The sequence below is a fragment of the Metabacillus bambusae genome, assembly GCF_017497975.1.
GTDB classification, from domain to species: Bacteria; Bacillota; Bacilli; order Bacillales; family Bacillaceae; genus Metabacillus; species Metabacillus bambusae.
The window spans coordinates 55,797-80,237 of the sequence record NZ_JAGDEL010000015.1; the positions used below are offsets into that span (position 1 = coordinate 55,797).

Here is a 24,441-nt window from a genome sequence, read left to right on the forward strand (position 1 = left end):
AAAGGAGATGGACTAATTTGGAGAAGCAATATTTTAATCTCATGCAATTTTTTGATGGATATGTGCGTAATTATCGCAGAATGAATTTGTCCCACTTACATAATATCTCTATGTTTACAAAAAGGGAAATTGACTATTTTGCTCAATTAGGAGAGTTCCTTGGCTTCGATGCATTTGTAGAAGATTCCAAGTTTGATAAATCGAAAGGGCGTTCCCGACCAATGGATTTATCTTGGTGGAAGCGGGATGCCCGAATTGATGATGAACAGTTTTTATATCTTGCCTTACATTTGGAGAGGGAGAGTCTCCCAAGGAGGGATATCGAAACGGTTGAAAAGTTATTTTCAAAAACAGAAGATGCCTATATTCCACATAATGTTGTTGGGATACAATACGTAGAATCTGCTGAAAGAATGGATTATCTTAACGAATTGATTCTTCAAAAGAATAAAGTTCAAAAGTCAAATGTCTTAATGGTTTATCGCTATCATGATGATGAACTCGATTTACAAAGAGTTCGTGCGTATTGTATCACGCCTAAAGGATTAATTGAGGAGAGAAATGCCATTTTCAATCAAGACCAGTCAGGCTACTGTTATATGTGCTTTGAAGAAGATTTTGCTCCGTTTCAAAGAGAAAACTTATGCAAGAGGTGAACGACTTGGATTTACAAGCTCAAGTAGTTGGGTTCATGAATCAGGTTTCCGATGGCACTATAGAGATTTACAACGAGTTTAGCATCCAATTTGAATTAGCAATTTTCTTAAGAGCCGATTTGCCGAAAGAATATAAAATTCAATTAGAACGGAATATCAATTATTTTGGATTGGATAAAGGTCATTTTCTAAAGAAGGAAATGGATATTGTTGTTTTTAATCCTGCTACGGAAGAAAAACATTGTATTGAGATTAAGTATCCAACAAACGGTCAGTATCCAGAGCAGATGTTTTCAATGTGTAAGGATATTAAGTTCCTTGAAGAACTGGTAGATGCAGGTTTTTCAGATTCGTATTGCTTGGTTGTTGTAAATGACCCGTTATTTTACAGCAATAAGGGCGAGGAAGGGATTTATCGTCTTTTCAGGAAAGAAAAGCGGTTAAAGGGAACAATTCAAAAACCGACTGGTAAGAAGGATATTACGTATCATCTTAATCATGAGTATAAGATTGAGTGGAATAATATAAGTGGTGCTGAAAAATATTTTATTGCTAAAGTAGAGAGGAATTCAAAAATATGATACATATTCTATTCGGAGCATCAGCTTCAGGTAGTTTAAAATATGTTTTAAGGGAAATGGGTCTTGATAAAAAGGAAAAGGTCATCTCTTTTTGGGACATGTTCTCTATTGGGCCAGTCTGGCAGTTGCATGAGGAAAGTGGTAAAGAGGCCAGGTTTGAATGGATGAAAAAAATAATTACGGATGAATATGATGAATTTCTCGATTATAAAAAAGGGTTTGAAAAGACAATTAACCAAATCAACTCTATACCAGAGGGAGTTCATATAACAATTTGGACTTCTGATAACGCACATGAACAGACAGGGTTGCGATTTGTTGTTTATCTTTTAAAGGAAAAAAATGTTGATATCAGCCTTATCAACACGACAGCAGAGTACGAAGAGCTATTTCAGGTGAAAAAAGTTAAATATACTCCACTTCATTCAGGTGAGATATCCCCTGAAAAACTCCAAATCATATATGAACAGAGTCGTGGAAAGTTCTTTACAGACCATGATAGAGAGGATTTAGAAAAAGAATGGCTGTCCCTATCAGAAAGTCAAGAAACATTAAGAATATGGAGAAACGGAAGGATTCAGAGTGTCCCTGAAGACTATTATGACCAATTTATTATCCAAAGTGCGAAATATCTACATAGAAAACCGAAGTTAAATGGCTTTATGAAATCAGCAAGACTAATCGGTCATGTTCTCGGACACTTAGAACAGTATGTAGGTGATTCGTTTCTTGAATATCGACTTAAATGGCTGATAGAAGCAGGAATATTTGAGTCGGAAGGCAGTCTTGAAGCGATGCGTTTTTATAGTGTGAGATTAAAAAAGTGATAGTCTGAATTGAAGGGGATGAACTTCATTTAGTGTGTGCATTTGCAAGTTTGAGATTGAATCCAGTTATATAGGATTTAATAATGAACTTTATGGAAAAGTAAATAGGATGTGAAAAATCAGATGCTTTCTCTTGAAGAATATATTTCAAAAAGGAAAAGAGAAGATAAAATAAATGAATATGATATTGATGCAAGAATGGATAACATGCGAATTTGTGTGAATTACGTTTTTGAGTATTTTAATCAATATTTAAATATTGAAGAGATGGAACAAAAGACATTTTTAAACGAAGAGCGTTTAGTAAAGTTTAGAAATCAATTGGAAATGTATGATAAAGAGATTCAGGAATGGTTAGTTAATATCTATGATGTACATGAAAAGCATATCCATCGCTCTGTAATAAGTTTTCTCAAGAAGGATGAACTATTTTTCCTTTACAATAAAGAGGAAGAGTTTAGAAGTTGTTCTTATGATGCTTATGCTCAGTTAATAAAAAAGAACTCATTTTTAAAAGGCCAAACAGAAATGTTATTCCTCTTTATAAAAGATTACCATAGGATTGAAAGTGAAAAAGAAATAAATACCCCTTCAGTATTTTTAACCGAAGAAATCAACGAGTGGTTAGGAAATACTTGGAATAAGTACAAAGTGAATATTTGGGCTTTTGCTTCAGATTATTTGTCACGATTTTTTAATGACGATTCCTTATGGCCATCAAAACATAAAATTAAGAGCAATGAAGAGTGGCAACCATATATTTATGATTATAAGCAAAAAACAAATCTATTTAATTTAAATTCACTTTATACAAAGATTTCAAAGAAACCTTTTATAAAAGGAAAGAAGCAGTACCTTGAAATTATTTTGATGTATATATGGTTGCACAGTATATGGGGAGATGAAGAGAACTATTGGGAAGAGTATCGTACTAAGGTTATTGATGCTTTATAAAAAATTACACCTCTAAGTAGACTATAATTATACCAATGGCTAAAGGCGGTTTAACTGATTTAGACAATCTTTAAGTTTTAAGAAGAGATTTAAATAAATTAAAAAGCGATAAATAAAACCAAAGAAGAGCAGAAAATCCAAACTGCTCTTCTTTAATGAGGTTATTATTCCTCTTCGCTATAATAATCAGATAATTGGCTGTTCAGGCGTTCTAATTGGATGACTTGGGAATGAGGAAATCCATCTTTATTCGTTTTTTGGGAACACATCCAGCACGAACAATGCACTTTCCCTTTTGCAAAATATCCATTGGAGGGTACATACCACCCGTTATATTCTGCAATTTTAGCTTTACGCCGAATTACTCTTCTTCGATGATGTCGATAATAAGCACGACTTCGATTCTTTTGATGTGGTTTCAATTGCCATCAACTCCTTGGGATAAGGCTCAGCCTGTATAAGTCCCCCAAAGAATAATTTAGACCATTACAGGCTGAGTATGATGGCAATACATATGGTGAGAAGATTCAAGTTCTTCACCTCTTGTAAATGTTTTTTTATTATAATATAACATTAAACTTAAAAATTCTTATTGAAATCAGAGAAATAAGGTTTTCTTTATGAAAGATATTGTATATGTAAGATGTTGCTTTTTCTTCAACTAACGAAGGAGTTGAAGAAGTTACCTCCTTAATAGCTCGTTGCTAAAGCACGGAGACTTACGTTCTCTTTTTTTAATCGGGGGTAAGATAAATTTAAAAAAGTTTAGGAAGGAACATTATGAACAGTAAACAAGTTGCAGAAATGTTTGACCTATCGGTCGACACTCTTCGTTACTATGAAAGAATTGGTATGATACCACCAGTTACACGTGATAAAAATGGTTATCGTAATTATCAAACCAGTGATTTGAATTGGATTTTTCTTGTAAAAAGTCTTCGTTCGGCAGGATTATCCATTGAGTCATTGATTGAATTCGCTTCACTTGCGAGGCTTAGAGAAACCCAAAATGTGGAGGAAGCTCAAAAACAAATATTGGTTGACCAGTTAGAGGAAATTGAAAAAAATATAGAGAAAATGAAAGAAGTACGCTCCCTATTACAATATAAGATTGATACCTATGATGTTCATATGAGGAAGTTCAAAAGTGGTGAATTGACGGAAGATAAAGTGGAGAAGTTATGGGAGATGAAACATTTCAAAAAGGGCGAATAAATTTCTTGCTATGGAGCTAACTCCATAGTTTATAGTAGCTTATGTAATTAAGTAAGCAATTAGGAGGTAGAAAGTATGAAAACTGTACAACTCAATAATGGAGTTGAAATTCCAATTTTAGGTTTTGGAGTATTCCAAATCCCTGCAGAAAAAACAGAACAAGCGGTGATTGATGCTATCAAAGCTGGATATCGTCATATTGATACCGCACAATCATATATGAATGAGAAGGAAGTCGGATTAGGAATTAAAAATTCAGGTATTACTCGTGAAGAGCTTTTCATTACAACGAAAATATGGATTGAAAATGTGTCGTATAATGGCGTAATGAATTCTTTTCAAGGTTCACTTAATCGTCTTGGCTTAGACTATATTGACTTATTACTTATACACCAGCCTTATAATGATGTTTATGGTGCGTGGAGAGCAATGGAAGAACTTCAAAAGGAAGGGAAAATACGTGCCATTGGTATTTCAAATTTTGCGGTTGACCGAGCAGTAGATTTATCATTATTCAACGAAGTAACTCCAGCTATTAACCAAATTGAGATTAACCCATTCAACCAACAAACAGAAGCTATTGAAGCGTTAAAAGCAGAAGGAATTTGTCTTGAAGCATGGGCCCCTTTTGCAGAAGGGAAAAATGGGATTTTTCAAAATGAAATTCTTAGTGAAATAGGTAAGAAATATAACAAGTCAATTGCACAAGTTATTTTACGTTGGCTCGTGGAGCAAGAAATTGTAGTCTTAGCAAAAACGACAAATCCAGAACGTATGGCAGAAAACATTGATGTCTTTGACTTCAGCTTGACTGATGAAGACAAAACAGCCATTGCGACCTTAAATATTGGAGAAAGCCAGTTCTTCTCACATGCTGACCCAAATATGATTAAGCTGTTAGCCGATAGAAAATTAGGTTTATAAGAGAAATTCTTTTATAAAGATAGGTTAGCGGTTATAACAAGTACACAGCAATTATGGTGGAATCAAACAAGACCGAGTGTTGTTTATAAAAACATTCTAAAATAAAAGACAGCGGGAAACGAATGCTTCCCACTATCTTTTTCGTTATTTAGCTCGTGTTTTTATTAAGAGTTATTTTTGCTAACAAATGTTGAGCCTAAAAGCAATACACCACCAAGCATTTGAACAATTGTCATTGGCTCTTACAAGACACCAGCGGAAATCACTAATGATGATGGAATAAACAAAAACCATCTCTTTTTAAGGGGATGGTTTTCAAAGGATGTTATTTGTAATTTTCTTGATAATGATTCCAAATGTCACCCCAGGAATAACAAACAAAATTGGAAGCCAAACAGGACCTAATAAAACTCCAAATAACGCTAAGTTTGGCGAAAAAATCAAACCAACTGTCACAAAAAACGCAGTGAATACATACGGAAGGAAAGATATAGGGTCTTTACCTCCACCAGCATCTTTAACAGCATCCCACATTGAAAAAAAGTACAAACAAGGGTAAAACATCAGCCACTGATAATTTGCATGTTTTATGGCATCACTGATTTCCCCATGAAAACTTAAAAGTATAACCTGATTGAAATTTGATTGAATATTAATCAGAAATTCAAGTATCAAAAAGACTGTGCCTTTAAAATACTTTCCGTTTAAATATTGTCCAAATCCAGGAAGTGCGATGCTCCATATTAATTTTTCCAATATGTTTTTACTCATTAAACACAACCATGTAACTGCTTATCCTATACTTCTTTTGCAATTTCTTTTCTATTAGGGGCGAGTGGCGGTTGTTCTAACCATTTATTTTGCACCATTAAGTTATACCATTTTTTTGTAACCATTAAATTTTTTAGAATAGTCCCTTCATAAGCTGTTACAAGGTCAGTTCTCATAGATGATGCTAATCCTGCCCCATGATAATTTTGTGCGGCCTGGAATAAGAACCCAATATGGTACAGCATTAACTTATCGGAAAAGGGAGAGTCCGTTGAAGTTGTCACTTCTGTTTCCCAAGATTTCGGCACAGGTAAGTTATCCGTTTGCATTATTTTTGAAAATGTTTTAATTTGACCATCAGCGGTTTTCTCGGAATCAGTTAAGAACTTTCTTACTTCCTTTAATTGAGCGACCTGGCTGAATGCGATAGACAGTGTTTTAGCCATAATGCTCTTTTTAAGGTTAAAAGAAATACTAATGATTTCCGTTGCTGATAAAGTTCTACCCTTTCCAAAAAATCCATCTATAAAATCTTGGCTGGAAATAAACTCAGGGTTTTGGGCTGGATAAAATAAAGGGTCTCTTTGAAAACTTCCTTTCTCAAGCAATAACTCAATGGTTTGATGATACATCTTTTTCGCATCGTTATCGCATGAATCGTAAAAGTCCCTTAAGTCTTTTCTAACAGAAACAGCTAAAGCAGTGCTGTGTCCCAGTAAACCATGTAACGTCATAATATGTAAATAATTCAGGCAAAATATATCTGTGAATAATCTTGGTTTATCTTTAAAGAGGTCAGAATCAGTAAATCCAATTGGTACTGGAAATCCCTCGTTCTTTATAAAAGTAACAATTTGCCTTTTTTGTTTTTCAAATGTACTAATAGCATCCTCAAATATAGCTTTTATCGCCTCGTCTTCAATAATAGAAACCATATATTTATTTACTATGTCTATCGCTGTTCCATTCACATATTCTCCCCATAGTGTTCCTATTTCTGAAGATGTGAGTTTTAATTTATTTTCATCCACAGTATCACCTCGTAGATATTATTTTCAAATTCGGGAAGAGATATGTATTTATTTAACCTTTCCATGCTTTTATTTAGAAGAACTCTATGATTAGTTGAGCCAACCAATAAAGCGAATTAATAAAAAAGTGAGCATATTTCTATGCCCACCTTTCTCCAAAACAATGTGTATTAGACAATACTTTGTAGAATAGCTCAAAGACTAAGTTAAAGATGGCATTCTAAACAAAGATGCTAATCTGGTATTTATATTACTAATTAAGAATGCTACTTTAATACCCAAAATAATTAAGGTTGAGAATAAGCTATAAAGAATATTCAAAGTATATCCCTCCACATTGAAGTTTAGTGTTAAATGATAACACTAAGGTTAGTGTTAAACTGTGGTAAAAATTTATTCTTTAAAATACCTCTTCTCGGCTTAAGAATTTGAAGAGGGTTTTTGTATTGAAATCAGAGGACTTTTTCGCAGATGCCGATAGAGCTTTGTATAAAAGGTAGATGGCTTTTATCTTATCCCTAAACCCTATTTTCTGCTTCTATGTTATCGGAAATTCCAAGTGTTCCGTAGCAAAATAAACTGTTCCCTTGGTTAAATAAGTCGTTCCCTAAAACGAGTGAAAATCGGAGTGTCTTCTCCAGTTTTCCTCTTTTTTTTGTATCCAAAAGCGGAGGGAAAGCCAGAAAAAAGCATGAGAAAGGCATGAATAAAAGCAAGAGGAAAAGCATGACAATGCCCGATAAATCAACGATTTCAAGAAAGAAATCCAGAGAAAAAAGGCGGAAAAAGGTAGGAGAAAACCTTGTTCCTAATCCCATTTATTCCTGTTCCTACGGAACAACTTATTTTCCTGAAAAAATAGGGTTCTGACAAAAAATAGGAGAAAAAAGGAGTGAGTTAGGGAAGAACCAATTAAACGACAGAAATTGGGGAAATCGGAGAAAGGCAGGAATGACAGGGGTTTGTGAGAAGGGGGGAGTGTAGAACTATTTTTGACAACTACAGTACACACCCAATAATCGTTGTGCTTAAACAAAAAACATGTCCTTAAATAAAAAGGTCTGGTCAAAGACCGAAGGGAAATCAGGATTAATCCTGGTAGACCTTCGGTATTTTTTCGTATGGGTACAAATGTTTTAAGACAGATATTATTTGATCATCATAATCATTGGACTGGTTGAAAAAAAGGGGAAATGTATGATGTATTCAGTAAGAAAAATCTTAAGAAATGATTAATAACGAATAGGATTTTGTTAAAGGAAGTTAACATTTCCTGTTTTACAATTCATAAAACTGAGCATTCTTATTTTATAACCAATAACATCAATATAGGCTTTTTTTCATATTATATTTTGGAGGTGAAAAAATGCCAAGAGTAAATTACAAAAGTTCAGACGTTGACTTAATGGCAAGGATGATGAGAGCAGAAGCCGAAGGTGAAGGAAAACAAGGAATGTTATATGTAGGAAATGTAATTGTTAATCGTCTTAAAGCAGGTTGTTTAGATTTTAAAGATTTAAGAACAATTCCACAAGTCATTTATCAAGTACAAGGAGGAAATTATTCTTTTGAAGCTGTCCAAAAAGGTAATGTATTTTATCAAAGAGCACGATCTGTTGAAAAAAGATTAGCAAAACAGAATTTGGATTATTGGAGACAACACCCAGGGAAATATGCTCTATGGTATTTTAATCCATATGCTCCATGCCCTCCAACATGGTATGGTCAACCTTTTGCAGGTCAATATAAAAATCATTGTTATTATGAACCAAAAGCTGGAACATGTGATAGTGTTTATAGTGGATAAGCTTACTCTTTGAGTAGGCTTTTTTACATATTTTCAGAATGTTTAATGCACCTAAATCAACGGGTGTGTTACTACAATAAGTGGTGGTTATGTCATATCGCCTCTTCAACTTCCTCAGTTTAATATGATTTTCTCACGAAAATCGTACCGCTTTTATAGAGTCAAGAAAAAACCCAATTGAAAAGAAATTGGGCTTTTTATAATGGTTTTTCCTCAAAGTATAATTTTGAGTTTATCATTACTATGAAAATCAGTTATGATGCCAAAAAGAAAAAAATCATCTGACATTGAAAGTTTGAGTAAGGAAGGTCGAAGAATAGGTAATAATCCTAAATATTGTCACTTTTGAATAAAACCTAGTTATTTCTCATTATCATCCAATTAGATTGGGAGAATAATTCGAACGGTTGTACCTTTATGAGGTGTGCTTTTTACATTAATTGATCCACCGTGAAGCTGGACCAATTGTTTCGTGATGGTCAACCCAAGACCAGTTCCGTTGCTTGTATCGCTTGTGTTGGTTCCGCGGTAATACCGCTGAAAGAGCTTATCGAGTGTTTCATTGTCCATTCCTTTGCCATTATCTGTGATCGTGATAATCAAAAGATGTTGTTCAATAGGTGAAATGGATACTGTAATTGCAGTGCCTGAAGGATTGTACTTAATGGCATTCGCTATCAGATTATCGATAATCCTTTGAAACCATTTTGGATCAATTGATGCAAAAACTTCTCCATTGTATGGGTGAAAAATAAATTCTTTATCGTTGTTAGCCGGATCATTGATGAAATGGATAATAGCCCGACGGATGAAGTCGTTAATGTCGATTTGTTCTTTTGTAATTGGTAAGGCTTGATTTTTCAATCGGTATGTTAATGTTAGGTCCTCAAGTAATTCCATCATATATGCTGACTTTTCGGCGATGATTCCGGCAAACTCTTTTGTCTCCCTTTTTGTCCACGAGTAGTTCTCAGTTTCAAGCATCTGAGCATAGCCTGATATGGAGGCGAGGGGTGTTTTTAAGTCATGGGAAAGACCGCTGATCCACTCTTCCCGTGTTTGAGTCATTTTGTGACGTTGTGCTTCGTTTTCTTTTAAAGCCACTGTTAATTGTGATAGGGTTGCAATTAGATCTTTATACAGACGGTACTTCCTTTTTAATTTCCCCTCTTTATTAAACAAGATTGGCCTTTGATGCAAATCTAAAGGCTGCTCATAAAGACCACTGCCAAGATTTTGAATCCATTTCATCATCGTAATCAATGGAACACCAAATTTACGTGCATACCAAAAGGTAACTATTAACAATACAAGAAATAACCCTATAAAAATGATTAAAATACTATTACTAACCGTTTTAAACAGGCTTTCTTCTATACTTGAGGCTGAATTCGATTCGTGTATACCCACCATAATCGTCTGTTCAGTCTCTGCATCAAAGTAAGTTGCAATAGAATCATCTTTAGTTTTCGGAAGGGTGAGTAGATCCTTCGTCGAGTAAGTGACCGGCTGCTGATTCGTACCGTATCCATCCACTACCTTTCCGTTTGAATTTATTAATTGGACCCAAGCCTTTTCCTCTTCAATTTGTTGAAGACTAGATTCGGAAAGATTAAGATGATGATTTTTCCAATCGATATCTGCCTTAATCTCGTTTAATATATTGGTCTCTAAATTTTTTCTACCGAATAAAAGAAAATATGGCTGTGGTGACGTTTCATCTAATTTCCAATACTGATATTCCACAGTGGCAGGGGAATTTGGTAGTATTAATGAGGCTAGTTCACTTTCTTTAAAATGTCCGGGTATTTGTTTCGGTGCATTGTACGATCCAATAACATTCCCTTTTGCTGTTAGGATAAGAAGCCAACCGTTCTGATTTGTTACTAGTTGTTTTAAGTCATCATCAATCTTAACTATCTCACCCTGTATTGTAATCCTGTCAGAAAAAAAATAGCTATCCACTTTGGATAAATCTTGATTAGCTTCATTTTTCATGATCGAAAAGCCAATAATCGCCCAGAAGGACAAGAAAACTAAGAGAAATATACTGAAAGTAAGGATTAATTGTATAAAAAACTGTACGAGAAATCGTTTATTGATGTTCATGTCTTCCACCATTTGGAACGAATTTATAGCCAAGTCCTCTTACTGTTACAATGTGTATCGGTTTACTTGGGTCGTCCTCAATTTTTTCCCGAAGCTTTCGAATATGAACCATGACCGTATTATCCTCTCCTAAAAATTCTTCCCCCCACACTTTTTCATAAAGCTGACTTTTACTAAAAAGCTGATTTGGATGTTTACAGAAGAAAAGAAATAGCTGGTAAACTTGTGCAGTTAATTCTACAGTTTTGCCCTTGACATTAACTTCTCCAGAGAGAGTATTTACTTGTATGTTTCCATATTGATAGATTGATTGCGAGCTTTTTGAGATCTTGCCTGAATGACGGCGTAAATGTGCTTTTACCCTTGCGACCACCTCAAGGGGATTAAATGGTTTAGTAATATAGTCATCCGCACCTAATGCAAAGCCTGAAAGTTTGTCCAAATCTGTTGATCTTGCTGTAAGAAAGAAAATGGGTGCATCTGTCGTTTCCCTAATTAAGGGACAAATTTCAAAACCACTGCGATCTGGCAACATCACATCCAAAAAAATTAAATCATATCGTTTAGTTTGACATAATAAAAGTGCTTCTTTTGCATTAGAAGCCGTATCAATATGTTTAAATTCTTCTCTTTTTAAAATCGTGGTTAACATATGTAAAATTGCTTGTTCATCATCGACGATTAATAATCGTGTCTCTTGCATTTGGATGCTCCTATTCTATCTGGTATATAAGTAATGATATCATTCAGTCGTGAAAAAAAGAGAAATTAAGGAAAAATTAAGGTTAAGTTTCAGGAGGTTTAAGAAAGAAAACGTATAATCGTGATAGATTGATAGAAGAAGTAAACGGAATATCAAAAGATCAAAATATGAATGAAACATTGGAAGGGAGAAATCAGTTATGTACGTCATTAGTAAAAGAGAGTTTTTTAACTTATTCAAGGGAATAAGGTCAATCATTATGATTGCGATATTATTTATTACCTCCTATTATTCAGCAAAGTTTTCGAATGTATTTATGTCTGAGATTGAATTTTCTTCAAAGGAAGCTGAAAATATTCACACAGCTGGACTTTTGATGCTTATCTTAACCTTTGGACTATTATTTGTAATGAGCCTGTCTCACGATAGCATAAACCGTGAGACACATGAACGTACGATGCGATTTTTAGTAACAAGAACGTCCCGAACTTCCATTCTATATGGTAAGTTCTTAGGTATTTGGCTATTTTGGTTTGTTTGTGTGACTGTTTCCTTTTTACTTATCAGCATTTTTGCACATAAGATTGATATTTTCATTTTTTTACAGACAATTAGTTTATTAACATACTACATAGCCTTAACAATTCTGCTTTCAGTCTTAATTCTTAAGCCTGGATATACCATGTTTCTTGGAGTTTTAGTTGGCTTATCTTTTCCTATATTTTGGTTTTGGATAACCTTTACTTCGAACATTTGGGTGAGCTGGATAAAGCTTATCACACCATTTTATTATTTAGAGAGAAATGACTATACCTTTATTGTGATCTTTTTATTTGCAGGTGTCATGCTTTTTATGGCTAACCTAATTTTTAAAAGGAGGGCATTCTAATGATTGCAATCGAAACAAAGCAGCTTAAGAAATCGTTTGGAGCAGTATCAATTGTAAAGGGTATTGACCTTATTGTGGAACAAGGAGAAATCTTCGGTTTTCTAGGTCGCAACGGTGCTGGTAAATCGACTTTCATTAATATGTTAACAGACATTATGCAACCTAGCTCTGGAGCATACACACTTTTAGGTGTAAAAGGCCCAAATAATCAAGTTAAGAAGAGAATCGGGGTCATGCCTGATTACTCCACTTTCTATGGATCTTTAACCGCGATTGAGCATTTAAAATTCCTATCTGCGCTTTCGGGTCAGCAAGTAGCAAAAGTGCGATGCATGGAAGTACTCCAACTTGTTGGTCTAAAAGATCATGCTCATAAAAAAACCGCAAAATTTTCATTTGGTATGAAAAAGAAGCTTGGTATTGCACAAGCCATCATCCATGACCCTGAACTTGTTTTTCTTGACGAACCAACTTCAGGTCTTGATGCTGAATCTGTGATCCACATCCATAAGCTGATCGATCAGCTGCACAAAAAAGGCAAGACCATTTTCATGACATCTCATAATCTTGATGAAGTAGAAAAAATATGCACAAGAATTGCGATTATGAAAGAAGGACAGATTGTAAAAATTGGTACAATGGAGGAACTCAGAAACTTCTATAGGTCGACGATCACTGTGAAACTCAAGCATTCTCCGGTACCAAAATCTGAACAAGTAAAATTACATCAGTGGCTGGAGTCAGTTGGTACAGATCTGGAAATAAAAGATCCATATGTCACTATCACCATTGAGGATGAGAAAAAAATTGCTGATATGATTCGAGCATTTAATCAGTGTAAGGTAGATGTCTTTCGTGTAGATGTAGAAGAACCATCACTTGAAGAAATCTTCCTGGACGAATAGATAAAATATAAGTATATATAGCACAATGGATTAGAAATAAAGGCGGTGATTTTATTTACCCTCAAAATAGATTATCCAAGGATGCGATTAAAGTGTGGATTTTAAGTGAACTGATTACGAATCTAATCGCGTTTATCGTTCTAGGAATTTTACTTTATTTAGATTTTCATTTTGGTTGGAAAGAGTGGATCGGCTGGATTCTGCTTGGGATTACAGCTATCTCTGTGCTAGGAGGAGTCTGGTCTTTGATCAGCCCTTTTCTACTTTATAAAAACTGGCGCTTTGATGTAGATGAAGAGTTTTTACAATTGAAATCAGGTGTACTAAATGAAGTGCATGAACTTGTTCCAATGACAAAGATTCAATCGGTTGCAACCAAGCAAGGACCATTACTTAGAAAATATGGACTCTGCTCAGTTTCTATTGAAACGATGGGTTCGTCTCATACAATACCTGCCCTATCTAAAGATGTTGCTATCAAGTTAAGAACACAGATTGCTCACTACGCAAAAGTAAAGGAAGTGGAGGAGTGATTAAACTAAAACGATACCATCCACTTCTCATGCTTTTTGATTTATCAAAATTAGTTAAAAGCTCCATTTTCTTTGCGGTTTTTTTATTCGTGATTAAAGCTGGCTATAAATCCAACTTCATCACATATGGCCGGATTATTTTTATTTTCGCTGTCGGGATTACCCTTATTTCAATAATTTTGAAATGGTTCACACATAAATACGAACTTGACGATCAGTCCTTTCATCTTTATAAAGGAATTTTCAGAAAATCTGAGCGAACTATACCTTTTTCAAAAATTCAAAACGTCAAACGGCATGCCTCTTTATTCCATCGGATTTTTAATGTTACATCTATAAGTTTTGAAACGGGTATGACTGGCGAGGTTGCTACTGTTAAATTTGAAGTCATTTCTCTTATAGAAGCAGATCGTATGGAAGCGCATAGTACAAGTGCTGTTCGTGATGAATTGGCGACAATCCCTACAAATCCAAAACCAAACCGAACCATTCATTTTAAGCCGACGAGAAAGGAAATTTTAGAAGCATCCTTTACATCACTTAGCTTTTTATTTCTTATTCCTCTAATTGGTTCTTTTTATTTCAAAATGAACGAAATCTTTCATGTTGAAGAAGAAGCCGAAGGAATTCTCTCAAAGCTGTTGAGTTCTTGGTGGATGGTTACGATTCTCATCATTGTTGTTGTCTTTACTTCTGCCATGTTTGGAATCGCGAGGACATTTTTTAAATATGGGAAATATGAAATCTCTTCAGATCAAGATCGTATCTACATTACAAAAGGTGTAATTGAAGAAACTGCATTTTCAATTTCAAAAGAAAAAGTCCAAGCTATTGAAATAAAACAGTCCATCATGAAAAGGTTGCTCGGACTTGCTGAAGTGAAACTAACCAGTGCAGGGAGCTTGAGTTCTGGGGAAGAGTTATTAGAAATTAACTCACTTTACCCCTTTTTACCTATTAAACGTGCATATGGAATAATTTCAGAAATTTTACCAGCCTATGAAGTAACAGAGAAGATGAACCGTCTCCCGAGGACATCCCTTTGGGTGCGAATGTTTAAGCCAAGCTGGCTTGGGCTCGTTGTATCTGGGGTACTTTTTTATTTCAAGCCTACTGTTTTAAGTGTGGAGCAAGCTTGGTGGATTCTATCTGTGGGCCTGTTTATCATAATCTATGTACTTAGATTGCTAGATTTCCTCAATACTTTATACATTTTGAATGAGAACTTCATACAAATCAAAAAAGGTAGTTGGACTACATCATTATTCATTTCAAAGCGAGATAAGGTGATTGAAGTGAAAGTATCACGGAATATCTTTCAAAAATTGCTCGGCCTTGCTACTATTGGAACTATCAATCGGGCCAAACCGATCCAGCATGCTGGTGTTGATGATGTGCCACTAGTCCTTGCTGACTCATTTTACAAGTGGTATATGGGGCGCCGAAATGAAATTGAAATCGAGATTGATACTAAGTTATAATTAATGGAATTGATAATAATTAATGTAGATTTAAGGATATCGAATGGAGGAAATGGAATAATGGTAGACTTGCCAAATTGTCCAAAATGTAATTCAGAATATACATACGAAGATGGAAGTCTTTTTGTTTGCCCTGAATGTAGCCATGAATGGTCTTTAGAATTAGAAACTGAAAGTAGTGAAGATAGTAAGATTATTAAAGATGCAAATGGGAATGTTTTAAATGATGGTGATTCTGTATCAGTAATCAAGGACCTTAAAGTAAAAGGAACTTCACTAGTTGTAAAAGTAGGTACAAAGGTTAAAAATATACGTTTGGTTGATGGAGATCATGATATTGATTGTAAAATTGACGGTTTTGGAGCTATGAAATTAAAATCTGAATTTGTTAAAAAGGTATAAATTTGGTTTTACATAAAGAAACGATCTAATAGGGATAAAGGGTTCTGTTGGAATGAAGAAAAGACGTTCATTAAGTGGTTTATTTTCTTAATGAACGCCTTTTTTTATATGGTTTTATTTTATTTGTAAAAAGTAAAGCGCTTTATATTTTAGCCCTACTTAGCCATTTTATTTAAATGGTTCGTTGTAGATGAATGTTCTTCTTTCTTATAATTACGGAAGTATTGTTCTAGTTGCTCAAGTGTTAATCCCCTAGTTTCTGGCAAGAATTTCTTTACGAATGTGATTGCTGCAAGTCCAAGAACAACAAATATAAAGAAGGTTGTGGATAAACCGACCTTATCTAGTAATACAGGGAACATCAAACCGATGAAAAAGTTCACGATCCAGAGGCAAAAAACAGTTAATCCCATACCAAGACCTCTTAAACGCAAAGGGAAAATTTCAGAAAGCATTAACCATGTTACTGGTGAAATTGCACCCTGTTGGAAAGCAAGGAATGTGACTGTCAATGCTAAAACTATATATGGAAGAGCGGCAGATCCTTCAAGTGTAAGTGAAAATATTCCAATGAGTAGGAGTGCTGTCGTAGTTCCAATCAAGCCAGTTAGTAGCATTGGTCGACGGCCAACTTTACCAAGCAGCCAAATCCCAACGAAAGTTGCTAACACTGAAATTACACCATTGGCAATATTACCTATAAGTGCAGCCTCTGTTTGAAAGCCAGCATCTTTAAGAATTTCAGTACCATAGTACATGATCGAGTTTACACCAGTAATTTGTTGCACAATTGCAATTCCAATTCCGATAAATAAGATTCTGCGTACCCATGGTACAGCCATATCCTTTAATGTTACTTTTTTAATTTCTGATTCCTCGACGAAAGAAGACTTTATCTCAGATAATTCAGATTTAGCTCGACTTTCCTCACGTACTTGTCTAAGAACTTGCAAGGCATCATTATTTTTTCTTTTTGATACAAGCCAACGTGGACTTTCAGGCATTTTAATCATGCCAAAGAATAGGAAAATAGCTGGAAGTGCTGCTATAGCTAACATGTAACGCCAAACATGATCATTGTCACCCATTGTGTTGCCAAGGATAGCATTAAAGATGAAAGCTAATAGTTGCCCGGAAACAATCATTAATTCATTTTGAGTAACCATTCGCCCTCTGCTCTCTGCAGGTGACATTTCCGCTAAATAGGTAGGAACCGTTACTGAAGCGCCGCCTACAGCAACCCCCAATAAGAAACGAAAGATAACCATAACAGTAACATTAGGAGCAAGTGTACAGCCAAGTGTGGCAATAAAGAATAACACTGCTAGATAAAGAATGTTTTTGCGACGGCCATTATAATCTGAAAGTCGACCACCGAACACTGCGCCGAGTGCGGCACCAAAAAGAAGTGAACTTGCAACAAGACCTTCTGTGAAGGAATTCAGATTTAGAGCTTCGGACATATAAGGCAACGCACCGTTGATAACACCAGTATCGTAACCGAAGAGAAGCCCGCCGAATGTCGAGACTAAGATAACTTTGAGTAAAAACGAGTTTTGATTTCCCTGTTTATTCAAAATAATTCCTCCCTTTTGAAACATATTGGTTATATGTTGATTATTTTTTGGTTATTTGTGGTTGGTTTGATCATAATATTAAAAGCGCTTTCAGTCAATAGAAATTTTAGAATATTACCAAAAATTTAAGATAATAATAGATAAATTACCATGAAACTTAGGGGGATGATCAGTATTATCACTATTCTAAACTATTAATAGACAAATAATTGACTGACAATCTATTCTGTAAATGATAGAAGAATTAATCATTATATGAAAAATAAATGGTGAAGTTTTGGGTAACTCTTGATAGAATATAAAAAAACACTTATAGTAATAGTAGAAGTACGCTTCTAGTCGCATGAAAAGAGAAAATAAATGCAGTCAAGAGGGGTAATTATGATAAAAACAGAACGGATTGAACAAATACAGGATTATGTTCTTGTTAATGATACTGTATCTTTAGATGAACTTGTAAAAGTGTTTGATGTATCTAAAAACACGATTCGACGTGATATTCAGCAGTTGGTTGAACGAGGGAAAATAGTAAAAGTCTACGGTGGGGTAGCCGCAAATCATGCAACACTTAAATCGTTTAACGAAAGGCAGACACGCAATCAGCAACAAAAAAGGTCAATTGCTAGGGCAGCTGCAAACTTTGTTGAGGATGGGGATATTATTTATATTGATTCAGGAACGACAACATTAGAAATGGTGGAGAACCTACAGTCAAAGAATGTGACGATCATTACGAATAATCTCGACTTTATTTTTAAAGCGTTTCCTTATGATAATTTAAATGTCATTTCAACAGGTGGAGTATTTGACCGTAAAACAAAGTCATTTGTTAGTTTGAAAAATATGGATTTATTAAAATCCTATAATATTAATAAGGCTTTCATGGCTTCAACTGGTATCACCATATCAAATGGCGTGACTCATTCCTCTCCTCTTGAAAGTGAGATAAAGCAAACTGTCGTTAAAAAGAGTTCAAAAGTCTTTCTACTAGTCGATCATTTTAAATTTGATAAATATGCCTTGATGACCTATTGTGATATGGATGAAGTTGATTATATTATAACGGATAAACCACCAAGTGAAAATTACCAAGAATACACAAAGAGGCATGATATTCAGCTTGTAATTTCAGATAATTTGAATTGACATACAGTAGGGGAAAAAAAGATTTTGAAAAATTCAATGAATATTACAAATTTTGAAGGAGGAACATAAACATGCCATTATTACGTTTTGATTTAATAGAGGGTCGCGATGAAAAAACATTAAAAAAATTATTGGATGTTGCTCATAATGCGATGGTGGAAGCATTTAAAGTACCTGAAAGAGACCGTTATCAAATTGTTCATCAGCATCCTGCAAATGAACTTATAATTGAAGATACAGGTTTGGGCTTTAATCGAAGCAAAAATTTAGTCATTATAAGTATCGTTAGCAAAACTCGGACTACTAGCCAAAAGGAGCTGTTATATGCTTTACTTTCAAGCCAACTTGAATCTGAGTGTGGCATTTCTCCCCAAGACGTAATGGTCTCCATAACAGAAAATGGGGATGCCGACTGGAGTTTTGGACTAGGAGAAGCACAGTTTTTAACCGGGAAATTATAACTCATTTTGTGAGGGCTAAGTGCGAAACTTATTCAATTGAAAGAGTAAGCACCCTTTTAAACATAAAAATAAGTACTATCAGAAAAGCTTATTAATATACTTAGGCGAAAAGTCTCCTTCTATTATCTTTTGACTTAGTGGGAGATAGATTGCTTTTTATTTTCGGATCAAATCTATGACTGTCAATCACGTTCAGTCATGCATTCTTATAAATATGCTTTAAAGGTTGATTATAATGTTGAATCAATTTATCTCATGAAGATCTAATCTGATTATGTCGAATATAAAATTCAATTAAACTGTTGAAAGCGCTTTAGGTTGATGTTATTATAAAATTATTAAAAAGCAAATAATTAAAAGGTTAAATAAGTCTTTTCAAGAACTCCAATACCTATAGGTTGTTTATAGGGACAAAAATAGTTTTTTCACTGAAATCGATTGCAGTGAAGAGCTACTAAAGGATATTTAAACAATTAAAATAGTCCAATTTAGCGATAATGGTTAGTAAATTCATACAAATAAAGCATAAAGAAGATGACTAATCTTTTTCAAAGAGAAAAATTTTTCAAAAAAGGATAAAAATCATTGACTGAAAACGCTTATAATATTATCCTGAAGAGGAAATTAACAAACTAGTAAAAATTAGTAAACATCTATTCTTAAAAAAATATCAATGTAATCGATTTCAGTGAATAACAATTTATTAAAAAGCAGCATTAGAGAATTTTCTTACTACAAAAATCCAATTAAGGGGGAGATAGCAATGAGTAAATTGCTTCGCAAACCAAATAATCAGGAAATTGCACAAGGTGTAACACTAATACATGATGTGACATCAGAAAATTCATCACTGGAATATGTAGGCTTTAAAATAATTGATTTAGCTCCTGGTGCTACATATACAGAGGAATTAGGGAAGCAAGAATGTTGTATTGTAGCAGTAACAGGGAGAGTAAATGTCTCAGATAGAGAAGTAACTTATGAAAATATAGGGACCCGCGAAACTGTATTTGAAAAGCAACCAACAGATAGTGTATATGTATCAAATGATCGCGTTTTTGAGGTAGAGGCAGTTAGTGGGGCGCGTGTTGCTTTATGCTACTCACCTTCAGAAAAACAATTACCAACAAGACTGATTAGTGCTTCGGAAAATGGTGTCGAACAACGAGGAACAGGTAACAACAAGCGAATGGTGCATAATATCCTACCAGATTCAGATCCATCAGCAAATAGTTTACTAGTTGTTGAGGTTTTTACTGAAAGTGGAAATTGGTCTAGCTATCCTCCACATAAGCATGATCAAGATAATTTACCGGAGGAATCATTTTTAGAAGAAACATATTATCACGAAATGAACCCATCGCAAGGATTTGTATTCCAACGTGTTTATACAGATGATCGTTCCTTGGATGAAACGATGACTGTAGAAAACGGTAACGTGGTCATCGTACCTGTAGGTTACCATCCTGTAGGTGTACCTGAAGGCTATACGTCCTATTATTTAAACGTTATGGCAGGACCAAAGCGTATTTGGAAGTTTCATAACGATCCTGATCATGAATGGATTTTAAAACGCTAAAAAAGGGAGTTGTTTATTAAGATGAAAATTAATTTTAATGCTGAAAAAGAATTCGATATTATTGCAATTGGTCGAGCTTGTATAGATTTAAATGCTGTTGAGTATAACCGTCCTATGGAAGAAACGATGACATTTTCAAAGTATGTGGGTGGTTCCCCAGCAAACATTGCAATTGGAAGTTCTAAACTAGGCTTAAAAGCTGGGTTTATCGGTAAAATTTCCGATGATCAACATGGGCGTTTTATCGAGAAATATATGAGTGGTGTTGGTATTGATACTTCTAATTTTGTGGTAGATAAAGAAGGGCATAAAACAGGTTTAGCATTCACAGAGATTAAAAGTCCAGAAGAATGTAGCATTTTAATGTATCGACAAGATGTTGCAGATCTTTATTTAGCTCCATCTGAAGTGAATGAAGAGTACATTAAAAAATCGAAGGTCTTGCTTGTCTCTGGTACGGCTTTGTCAAAAAGTCCTTCACGTGAAGCGATATTAAAAGCAGTAAGTTTAGCGAAAAAGAATGATGTAAAAGTTATTTTTGAATTAGATTACCGTCCGTACTCTTGGGAATCCCTTGAAGAAACAGCTGTTTATTATTCATTAGTAGCAGAGCAAGCAGATGTTGTCATTGGTACGCGTGATGAATACGATGCAATGGAAAATAGAGAAACAGAAGGTCAAAATGAGAATACAGTCAACTATTTGTTCAAACATTCTCCAGAGTTAATCGTCATTAAACATGGTGTAGAAGGTTCTTATGCCTACACTAAATCAGGTGAAGTATTTAGAGGGCTAGCATACAAAACAAACGTATTGAAAACGTTTGGTGCTGGGGATTCATACGCATCAGCATTCCTATGTGCATTAATCACAGGTAAAGATATTGAAACAGCCTTAAAATACGGCAGTGCATCAGCATCAATCGTAGTGAGCAAACATAGCTCATCAGAAGCTATGCCAACAGTAGAAGAAATTGAAGAATTAATTGCTAAAAACGAAACAATTTCAATAGCATAGAGGTGAACGAAAATGGAAACGGTTAGATTAACAACAGCGCAAGCTTTAATCAAGTTTTTGAATCAACAATATGTTCAAATTGATGGCGAGGAATTTCCTTTTGTAGAAGGTATATTTAATATCTTCGGCCATGGAAATGTATTAGGCTTTGGCCAGGCACTTGAACAAGATCCAGGGCATTTAAAGATTATTCAAGGGAAAAATGAACAAGGAATGGCACATGCAGCGATCGCTTATAGTAAACAAATGTTACGTAAAAAAATATATGCAATTACAACTTCAAGTGGTCCGGGCTCAGCCAACTTGGTAACTGCAGCAGGTACAGCACTTGCTAATAATATTCCTGTATTATTGTTGCCGGCAGATACGTATGCTACACGCCAACCTGATCCAGTCCTGCAACAAGTCGAACAAGAACACAGCACAGCAATAACAACAAATGATGCACTTAAACCGCTGTCAAGATATTGGGATCGTATTACTCGTCCTGAACAATTAATGTCAAGCTTAATTCGCGCATTCGAAGTAATGACAGATCCAGCAAAAGCAGGTCCTGCAACGGTTTGTATTTCACAGGATGTTGAAGGTGAAGCGTTTGATTATGATGTGAAATTCTTTGAAAAACGTGTTCATTACATCGATCGTAAGTTACCGACTGAACGTGAATTAAATGGTGCAACAGAGCTAATCAAGGCAAGTAAAAAGCCATTAATTGTTGTTGGTGGTGGCGTGAAATATTCTGAGGCACGTGAGTCTCTAATGGAATTTTCAAAAAGGTATAATATTCCATTGGTAGAAACGCAAGCAGGTAAATCAGCTGTAGAATCCTCATTTGTAAATAATCTAGGAGGACTAGGTATTACAGGCACTCAAGCTGCAAATAAAGCAGCAATACAGGCAGATCTAATTATTGGTATTGGTACAAGATTTACAGATTTCGCAACGTCCTCTAAAACACTATTTAACTTTGAAACAACAAAGTTTTTAAATATCAATGTAAGTCGTATGCAAGCGTATAAATTAGATGCATTCCCAGTTGTGGCTGATGCTAGAACAACCTTAGAAGCGTTAATTCCGATGTTGGAAGGATATACGAGCGAATTTGGAGATTTGATCACTGAATTAAAAGAAGAATGGTTAATCGAACGTGATCGCTTAAGTAAAGTGACATTTAATAGAGAGAATTTTGATCCTGAAATTAAAAATCATTTCTCACAAGAAAAATTAAATGAATATGCAGATGCTTTAAATACTGAGCTAGCACAAACGACAGCATTATTAGCCATTAATGACACGATTGATCCTGATAGTATCATTATTTGTGCGGCTGGATCTCTTCCTGGAGATTTACAACGTTTATGGCATTCAGAGGTTCCGAATACGTACCATCTAGAGTACGGTTATTCATGCATGGGGTATGAAGTATCAGGTACATTAGGGTTGAAATTAGCTGATCCGACAAAAGAAGTGTACACAATAGTAGGTGACGGAAGTTTCCTCATGCTTCACTCTGAATTTATTACAGCTATTCAGTACAATAAAAAAATTAATGTGCTTCTTTTCGATAACTCTGGATATGGCTGTATTAATAATTTACAAATGGATTCTGGTAATGGTAGCTTCAATTGCGAATTCAGAACAGATGACAATCAAATTATGAATATCGATTATGCGAAAGTTGCGGAAGGATATGGGGCTAAAGCATATCGTGCAAATACTGTAGAAGAATTAAAAGCTGCTTTAGAGGATGCGAAGAACCAAGATCGATCTACTTTAATCGAAATGAAAGTGCTCCCAAAGACAATGACAGATGGCTATGATGGTAGTTGGTGGAATTTAGGATTCCCAGAAGTGTCTAATCAAGAAGGAGTTCAAAAGACATATGAACTCAAACAACAAAAATTGAAAAATGCAAAGCAATATTAATAGAGGGTGAATGATCATGAGTAATCAAGATATTAGTTGGGGCATTGCTCCTATTGGCTGGCGAAATGATGATATTCCAGAAATCGGCAAGGAAAATACATTGTCACACCTATTAAGCGATATCGTTGTTGCTGGATTTCAAGGGACTGAAGTTGGTGGTTTCTTTCCTGAAGCAAAGGTGTTAAATAAAGAGCTCAAGCTTCGAAATTTACGTATAGCTGGTCAATGGTTTAGTAGTTTCCTTATCCGTGATGGCCTTGAAGAGGTAGCCAAAGAATTTCATAAACATTGTGCTTATTTACAAGAAGTGAATGCAGATGTAGCAGTTGTATCTGAACAAACATACAGCATTCAAGGTACAGATAAGAATGTCTTCACTGAAAAGCCAACCTTCACTGATGAGGAATGGAGCGTATTGTGCCGGGGACTAAATGAACTTGGGAAAATCGCTGAACAATATGATTTAAAATTAGTCTTTCATCACCATATGGGTACTGGTGTTCAAACAAAAGAGGAAATCGATCGCCTTATGGAACATACAGATCCAAAATATGTACATTTACTTTATGATACAGGTCATATTTACGTGTCTGATGGTGATTACACATCTTTATTAAATAAGCACATCAATCGCATCAAACACGTTCATTTTAAAGATGTGAGAGCAAATATCTTAAAACAATGTGAGGATAATGGTCATTCCTTTTTACAATCATTTTTAAATGGCATGTTTACAGTGCCAGGTGATGGATGTATCGACTTTACAGAAGTATACCAACTTTTACTGGATTACAACTATCAAGGATGGATTGTGATTGAAGCGGAACAAGATCCATCTATCGCTCACCCATTGGAATATGCCTTAATAGCAAGAAAATATATAGATGAAAAAATACTTAAAAAAACAACTATGGCGTAATCAAAGAAATATAAACGAATAAAAGTCA

At 34.8% G+C, this 24,441-nt stretch carries 25 protein-coding genes; 18 read left to right on the forward strand and 7 right to left on the reverse strand.

Going from position 1 to position 24,441, the window contains the following annotated elements; translation table 11 throughout:
* The first annotated feature begins 17 nt into the window (after nucleotides 1-17).
* The 4 genes from I7822_RS18125 to I7822_RS18140 all read left to right on the forward strand — a co-directional run bounded on the left by I7822_RS18125 (nucleotide 18) and on the right by I7822_RS18140 (nucleotide 3,018).
* Nucleotides 18-656, forward strand: a complete 639-nt coding sequence (locus I7822_RS18125; RefSeq protein ID WP_207980516.1) for a hypothetical protein — start codon at nucleotides 18-20, stop codon at nucleotides 654-656.
* Nucleotides 644-1,237 (forward strand): hypothetical protein, encoded by a 594-nt coding sequence (locus I7822_RS18130; RefSeq protein WP_207980517.1) that lies wholly within the window; start codon nucleotides 644-646, stop codon nucleotides 1,235-1,237. The genes I7822_RS18125 and I7822_RS18130 overlap by 13 nt, the downstream gene beginning before the upstream one ends.
* On the forward strand, nucleotides 1,234-2,064 hold the full coding sequence (locus I7822_RS18135) for a DUF1835 domain-containing protein (RefSeq protein ID WP_207980518.1): 831 nt from the start codon (nucleotides 1,234-1,236) through the stop codon (nucleotides 2,062-2,064). Before I7822_RS18130 ends, I7822_RS18135 begins: the two co-directional genes overlap by 4 nt.
* Nucleotides 2,065-2,187: 123 nt before the next feature.
* Nucleotides 2,188-3,018 carry a hypothetical protein gene (locus I7822_RS18140; protein ID WP_207980519.1) on the forward strand — a complete coding sequence of 277 codons (831 nt, stop codon included), beginning with the start codon at nucleotides 2,188-2,190 and terminating at the stop codon, nucleotides 3,016-3,018.
* Nucleotides 3,019-3,182: 164 nt separating this feature from the next.
* Here I7822_RS18140 and I7822_RS18145 read toward each other — a convergent pair whose 3' ends face one another.
* A complete protein-coding gene (locus tag I7822_RS18145; protein ID WP_207980520.1) occupies nucleotides 3,183-3,440 on the reverse strand; it encodes a hypothetical protein in 258 nt (85 codons plus the stop codon).
* A gap of 358 nt (nucleotides 3,441-3,798) precedes the next feature.
* On the opposite strand from I7822_RS18145, the gene I7822_RS18150 reads away from it, so the two are divergent.
* Together I7822_RS18150 and I7822_RS18155 are read left to right on the forward strand one after the other, a co-directional pair.
* Nucleotides 3,799-4,233: a MerR family transcriptional regulator gene (locus tag I7822_RS18150; RefSeq protein ID WP_207980521.1), complete on the forward strand. Its 435-nt coding sequence runs from the start codon at nucleotides 3,799-3,801 to the stop codon at nucleotides 4,231-4,233.
* A 75-nt stretch (nucleotides 4,234-4,308) separates the two neighbouring features.
* Nucleotides 4,309-5,157: an aldo/keto reductase gene (locus I7822_RS18155; protein ID WP_207980522.1), complete on the forward strand. Its 849-nt coding sequence runs from the start codon at nucleotides 4,309-4,311 to the stop codon at nucleotides 5,155-5,157.
* Between the two features lie 315 nt (nucleotides 5,158-5,472).
* Here the strand turns inward: I7822_RS18155 and I7822_RS18160 are convergent, their stop codons facing one another.
* From I7822_RS18160 to I7822_RS18170, 3 genes are all read right to left on the reverse strand, one after another.
* Nucleotides 5,473-5,928 carry a hypothetical protein gene (locus I7822_RS18160; protein ID WP_207980523.1) on the reverse strand — a complete coding sequence of 152 codons (456 nt, stop codon included), beginning with the start codon at nucleotides 5,926-5,928 and terminating at the stop codon, nucleotides 5,473-5,475.
* A 26-nt stretch (nucleotides 5,929-5,954) separates the two neighbouring features.
* A complete protein-coding gene (locus I7822_RS18165; RefSeq protein ID WP_207980524.1) occupies nucleotides 5,955-6,959 on the reverse strand; it encodes a DUF3231 family protein in 1,005 nt (334 codons plus the stop codon).
* Between the two features lie 518 nt (nucleotides 6,960-7,477).
* Complete coding sequence (locus I7822_RS18170; protein ID WP_207980525.1) at nucleotides 7,478-7,777, reverse strand: hypothetical protein; 300 nt, start codon at nucleotides 7,775-7,777, stop codon at nucleotides 7,478-7,480.
* 548 nt (nucleotides 7,778-8,325) lie between these two features.
* Between I7822_RS18170 and I7822_RS18175 the strand changes: the two genes are divergently transcribed.
* Complete coding sequence (locus I7822_RS18175; protein ID WP_207980526.1) at nucleotides 8,326-8,766, forward strand: cell wall hydrolase; 441 nt, start codon at nucleotides 8,326-8,328, stop codon at nucleotides 8,764-8,766.
* Between the two features lie 381 nt (nucleotides 8,767-9,147).
* Here the strand turns inward: I7822_RS18175 and I7822_RS18180 are convergent, their stop codons facing one another.
* Complete coding sequence (locus I7822_RS18180) at nucleotides 9,148-10,875, reverse strand: sensor histidine kinase (RefSeq protein ID WP_207980527.1); 1,728 nt, start codon at nucleotides 10,873-10,875, stop codon at nucleotides 9,148-9,150.
* Nucleotides 10,862-11,578: a response regulator transcription factor gene (locus tag I7822_RS18185; protein WP_207980528.1), complete on the reverse strand. Its 717-nt coding sequence runs from the start codon at nucleotides 11,576-11,578 to the stop codon at nucleotides 10,862-10,864. The genes I7822_RS18180 and I7822_RS18185 overlap by 14 nt, the downstream gene beginning before the upstream one ends.
* Before the next feature lie 199 nt (nucleotides 11,579-11,777).
* Here I7822_RS18185 and I7822_RS18190 point away from each other — a divergent pair, with 199 nt between their 5' ends.
* From I7822_RS18190 to I7822_RS18210, 5 genes are all read left to right on the forward strand, one after another.
* A complete protein-coding gene (locus I7822_RS18190) occupies nucleotides 11,778-12,467 on the forward strand; it encodes an ABC transporter permease (RefSeq protein WP_207980529.1) in 690 nt (229 codons plus the stop codon).
* Complete coding sequence (locus tag I7822_RS18195; RefSeq protein WP_207980530.1) at nucleotides 12,467-13,372, forward strand: ABC transporter ATP-binding protein; 906 nt, start codon at nucleotides 12,467-12,469, stop codon at nucleotides 13,370-13,372. The genes I7822_RS18190 and I7822_RS18195 overlap by 1 nt, the downstream gene beginning before the upstream one ends.
* Nucleotides 13,373-13,464: 92 nt before the next feature.
* On the forward strand, nucleotides 13,465-13,905 hold the full coding sequence (locus tag I7822_RS18200; protein WP_307847804.1) for a PH domain-containing protein: 441 nt from the start codon (nucleotides 13,465-13,467) through the stop codon (nucleotides 13,903-13,905).
* Entirely contained in the window at nucleotides 13,902-15,386 is a 1,485-nt protein-coding gene (locus tag I7822_RS18205) for a PH domain-containing protein (RefSeq protein ID WP_207980531.1), read from the forward strand. The genes I7822_RS18200 and I7822_RS18205 overlap by 4 nt, the downstream gene beginning before the upstream one ends.
* A gap of 60 nt (nucleotides 15,387-15,446) precedes the next feature.
* A complete protein-coding gene (locus I7822_RS18210) occupies nucleotides 15,447-15,788 on the forward strand; it encodes a zinc ribbon domain-containing protein YjdM (protein WP_207980532.1) in 342 nt (113 codons plus the stop codon).
* Nucleotides 15,789-15,943: 155 nt separating this feature from the next.
* On the opposite strand, the gene I7822_RS18215 is transcribed toward I7822_RS18210, so the two are convergent.
* Entirely contained in the window at nucleotides 15,944-17,365 is a 1,422-nt protein-coding gene (locus I7822_RS18215; RefSeq protein ID WP_207980533.1) for a sugar porter family MFS transporter, read from the reverse strand.
* A gap of 381 nt (nucleotides 17,366-17,746) precedes the next feature.
* Here I7822_RS18215 and I7822_RS18220 point away from each other — a divergent pair, with 381 nt between their 5' ends.
* The 6 genes from I7822_RS18220 to iolE all read left to right on the forward strand — a co-directional run bounded on the left by I7822_RS18220 (nucleotide 17,747) and on the right by iolE (nucleotide 24,413).
* Nucleotides 17,747-18,511 carry a DeoR/GlpR family DNA-binding transcription regulator gene (locus I7822_RS18220; protein ID WP_207980534.1) on the forward strand — a complete coding sequence of 255 codons (765 nt, stop codon included), beginning with the start codon at nucleotides 17,747-17,749 and terminating at the stop codon, nucleotides 18,509-18,511.
* A 71-nt stretch (nucleotides 18,512-18,582) separates the two neighbouring features.
* Nucleotides 18,583-18,972 carry a tautomerase family protein gene (locus tag I7822_RS18225; RefSeq protein ID WP_207980535.1) on the forward strand — a complete coding sequence of 130 codons (390 nt, stop codon included), beginning with the start codon at nucleotides 18,583-18,585 and terminating at the stop codon, nucleotides 18,970-18,972.
* A gap of 763 nt (nucleotides 18,973-19,735) precedes the next feature.
* Entirely contained in the window at nucleotides 19,736-20,551 is an 816-nt protein-coding gene (iolB, locus tag I7822_RS18230; protein ID WP_207980536.1) for a 5-deoxy-glucuronate isomerase, read from the forward strand.
* A gap of 21 nt (nucleotides 20,552-20,572) precedes the next feature.
* The gene (iolC, locus tag I7822_RS18235) at nucleotides 20,573-21,568 is read left to right on the forward strand and encodes a 5-dehydro-2-deoxygluconokinase (protein ID WP_207980537.1); all 996 of its coding nucleotides are present in this window, start codon (nucleotides 20,573-20,575) and stop codon (nucleotides 21,566-21,568) included.
* Nucleotides 21,569-21,580: 12 nt separating this feature from the next.
* Nucleotides 21,581-23,494: a 3D-(3,5/4)-trihydroxycyclohexane-1,2-dione acylhydrolase (decyclizing) gene (iolD, locus tag I7822_RS18240; RefSeq protein WP_207980538.1), complete on the forward strand. Its 1,914-nt coding sequence runs from the start codon at nucleotides 21,581-21,583 to the stop codon at nucleotides 23,492-23,494.
* Between the two features lie 16 nt (nucleotides 23,495-23,510).
* Nucleotides 23,511-24,413, forward strand: coding sequence for a myo-inosose-2 dehydratase (iolE, locus tag I7822_RS18245; RefSeq protein ID WP_207980539.1), 903 nt, complete (start codon nucleotides 23,511-23,513; stop codon nucleotides 24,411-24,413).
* The last annotated feature ends 28 nt before the right edge of the window (nucleotides 24,414-24,441 follow it).